The 3,461-nt window shown below is 63.7% G+C and carries 3 protein-coding genes; all 3 read left to right on the top strand.

Annotation, left to right across the window (positions count from 1 at the left end):
- The first annotated feature begins 99 nt into the window (after positions 1–99).
- Genes JOY90_RS39570 through eutC form a run of 3 tightly spaced genes read left to right on the top strand, consistent with a single transcriptional unit; the run spans position 100 to position 3,133 of the window.
- Positions 100–927, top strand: coding sequence for an ABC transporter permease (locus tag JOY90_RS39570; RefSeq protein WP_291696507.1), 828 nt, complete (start codon positions 100–102; stop codon positions 925–927).
- An 11-nt stretch (positions 928–938) separates the two neighbouring features.
- Complete coding sequence (locus JOY90_RS39565; RefSeq protein WP_291696506.1) at positions 939–2,336, top strand: ethanolamine ammonia-lyase subunit EutB; 1,398 nt, start codon at positions 939–941, stop codon at positions 2,334–2,336.
- A 2-nt stretch (positions 2,337–2,338) separates the two neighbouring features.
- Complete coding sequence (gene eutC, locus JOY90_RS39560) at positions 2,339–3,133, top strand: ethanolamine ammonia-lyase subunit EutC (protein WP_291696505.1); 795 nt, start codon at positions 2,339–2,341, stop codon at positions 3,131–3,133.
- Positions 3,134–3,461 lie beyond the last annotated feature (328 nt).

Here is a 3,461-nt window from a genome sequence, read left to right as displayed (position 1 = left end):
TGCGGCAGCGCTGAGCCTGATCCTGCTGCTGATGACCATCGCGCTCTATGCCGGGTTCGCCAAGCTGCTCGGCCTCGACCGGCTGAAGCTGCTCTAGCCATGCTGCTCTCGCCCTACGCCACGACCGGCGACCGCCTCCGTCTGGGGCTGCTGCTGCTCTGGTGCGGGTTGACGCTCATTTTCCTGGTGGTGCCGATCTTCGTGCCGGTGCCGCTCTCCTTCAACGGCGGCTCGTTCTTCACCTTCCCGTTGGCGGGAGTTTCGACCCGGTGGTACGCCGAGGTGCTCGGCACCGAGCGCTGGCGCGCCGCGATCGGCAACAGCCTGCTGATCGGGTCGGGCGCGACCGTCCTTGCGACCATCCTGGGAACGCTCACCGCGATCGGCTTGTCCGATCCGAAGTTCCCGGCGCGGCGGTTCGTCGTGCCGCTCCTGATTTCGCCCCTGATCGTTCCGGTCGTCGTGACCGCCGTCGGGACGTATCTCTTCTATGCCCGCATTGGGCTCGCCAACACCTATGCCGGCATCATCCTTGCTCACACCGTGCTGGCGAGCCCCTTTGTCGTGGTGACTGTCGGGGCGAGCCTCTCAGGGTTCGATCGCAACCTGATGCGGGCGACGTCGATTCTTGGAGCCAAGCCGCTGACCGGTTTCCTCAGAGTCATGCTGCCGCTGATCCTGCCCGGCGTATTGTCCGGCGCGGCCTTCGCCTTTGTGACGTCGTTCGACGAGGTGGTCGTCGTACAGTTTCTCGCCAACGCCCAGCAGCGCACCCTGCCGCTCGAAATGTTCACCGGTCTGCGCGAGCAATTGAGTCCGGCGATCACGGCGGCCGCGACCTTGATGATGGGTCTGTCGATCCTGTTGCTGATCGTCGCCAATTTGCTCGCCCGCCGATCGCGGCAAGCTGGCGCTCCAGCCGAGTAAGGCCTTGTTGCATGTCCTACCGCACAACGATCAACGGCACGCGCTGGAGCTTTCACGACCTCAAGACGCTGCTTGCCAAGGCGTCGCCGGCCCGCTCCGGCGATGCGCTGGCCGGCGTCGCGGCCAGGAGCGCGATCGAGCGTGTCGCCGCCCAGATGACGCTGGCTGATCTTCCGCTCAAGACCTTCCTCAATGTCGATCTCGTGCCGTATGAGGAAGATGAGGTCTCCCGTCTGATCCTCGACAGCCACGACCTCTCGGCATTCGAACCCGTGTCCCATCTGACCGTCGGCGGGTTCCGCGAATGGCTCCTCGACAGCGGGACGACGACAAGCCGTCTGACGGCGCTTGCCCCCGGTCTAACCCCCGAAATGACCGCCGCAGTCTCCAAGATCATGCGTGCGCAGGACCTCATCACGGTTGCCGCCAAATGCAGCGTCGTAACCGCGTTTCGCAACACGATCGGGCTGGCCGGCCGGCTCTCCACGCGGCTGCAACCGAATCATCCGACCGACGACTCCCGTGGAATTGCGGCGAGCCTGCTAGACGGACTCCTGTTCGGAGTCGGCGACGCGGTGATCGGCGTCAATCCGGCGACCGATCGCGTGCAGGACTATGTGCGGATCGTCAGCCTGCTCGACGATGTGCGGGACCGCCTCGGTATTCCGACGCAGACCTGCTGTCTGGGTCATGTCACGACCGCGATCCAGGCCATCAATCTCGGCGCCCCGGTCGATCTCGTCTTTCAATCCATCGCCGGCTCGGAAAAAGCCAATCGCGGGTTCGGGATCAGCCTCTCCGTCCTGGCGGAGGCCCGCGATGCCGCGCTTTCACTGGCTCGCGGCACGGTCGGCCGGAACGTCATGTATTTTGAAACCGGACAAGGCAGTGCATTGTCCGCCGACGCGCATTTTGGCATCGACCAGCAGACGATGGAAGCGCGCGCCTATGCGATCGCACGGCGGTTCACGCCGCTGCTCGTCAACACCGTCGTCGGCTTCATCGGTCCCGAATATCTCTACAACGGCAAGGAAATCACGCGGGCCGGGCTTGAGGATCATTTCTGCGGCAAGCTGCTCGGCGTGCCGATGGGATGCGACGTCTGCTACACCAACCATGCCGAGGCCGATCAGGACGACATGGATATGCTGCTGACGCTGCTCAGCGCAGCAGGTGTCACCTTCGTCATCGCGGTCCCTGGCGCTGACGACGTCATGCTGAACTATCAGAGCCTGGCGTTTCACGACATCCTCTACGCCCGCCAGACTCTCGGTCGGAGATGCGCTCCGGAGTTCGAGGATTGGCTGACGCGGATGGGGCTCACCGACTGGGACGGTCGTCTGCTCGAGAAGGCGGCGTCCGGAGCGATCGACCCGGCCATCGCGCTGATCGAGACGATGAAAGCCTGACGATGCGAGACGATCCGCCGCATGAAAGCGATCAACTCGCCGTGCTCGACAAGCTCGCGAGCCTGCGACGCTTCACACCGGCGCGCATTGCGCTCGGGCGAAGCGGGTCCGGGCAACTGACTGAGACGAGCCTCCGCTTCATGCTCGATCATGCCCGCGCGCGCGACGCCGTTCACGCCACGCTCGATTTCGATTCGATCGGGCAATTGCTTCGCGAGCGGGACTGGAGCGTCGTTGCCGTCCGAAGCGCTGCGGCCGATCGGGCCGAATATCTGCGTCGCCCGGATCTGGGACGCCACCTATCGCCCGAGGGGCGTCTTGCCATCGAGAGCCAGCGGCGTGGCGACGATGTCGCGATCGTCGCCGCCGATGGTCTCTCCGCTTCGGCCATCGAAATCAACCTTCAGCCACTGCTCGATCATCTGCGGCAGCTGTTGTTGGCCCGGGGCCTCACGATCGGTCCCCTCGTTCTGGTCGAGCAGGGACGCGTCGCAATCGGCGACGAGATTGGTGAACTGCTTGGCGCGAGGCTGGTCGTCGTCCTGATCGGCGAACGTCCGGGTCTGTCCGCGGCGGACTCGCTCGGCGCCTACATGACGTGGCGGCCACGGATCGGCACGATGGATTCGCGCCGAAATTGCATATCCAATATTCGCCCCGCAGGTCTGCCACCGGAAGAGGCCGCGACACAGATCGTCGGCGTGATCGAGCTGGCATTCAAGCATGCCGTGACGGGCGTCCAGCTAAACGACTTGCGGGGAGATGAAGCAATCCCTGTGGTCGGGCCTCGAGAATAGGCAAACCAAATCGGCGCCCCAGCCAATTGGTAGGTATTTTCAATCTCACGGTGCATGCTGCACCCGCTATAATGAATGGAACACCGGCGTCTGGAGCGATCCAGTCGCCGTGCCATGAGCCCGAGTTGCACGACTTCAAAGATGGCGCGCAAAATTCAGAACCCTAGGTCGGCTCGGTCAGGAATCCTATAAGATCGTAGGCTGGCGTGTCGTTGCAACGGACCCACCTCGTCCTTGAGGCCAAATCCTACTCTCGCGGGGCCTCATCATGGTCTCACAGCAACCGATGGATAGGCCGCAGATTTCTTTGCGCACGACCTTGCCGCGG

Origin of the sequence: Bradyrhizobium sp. (assembly GCF_019242285.1) — a bacterium.
Taxonomy (GTDB): domain Bacteria; phylum Pseudomonadota; class Alphaproteobacteria; order Rhizobiales; family Xanthobacteraceae; genus Bradyrhizobium.
This window is presented reverse-complemented; position numbering and strand designations above follow the sequence as displayed.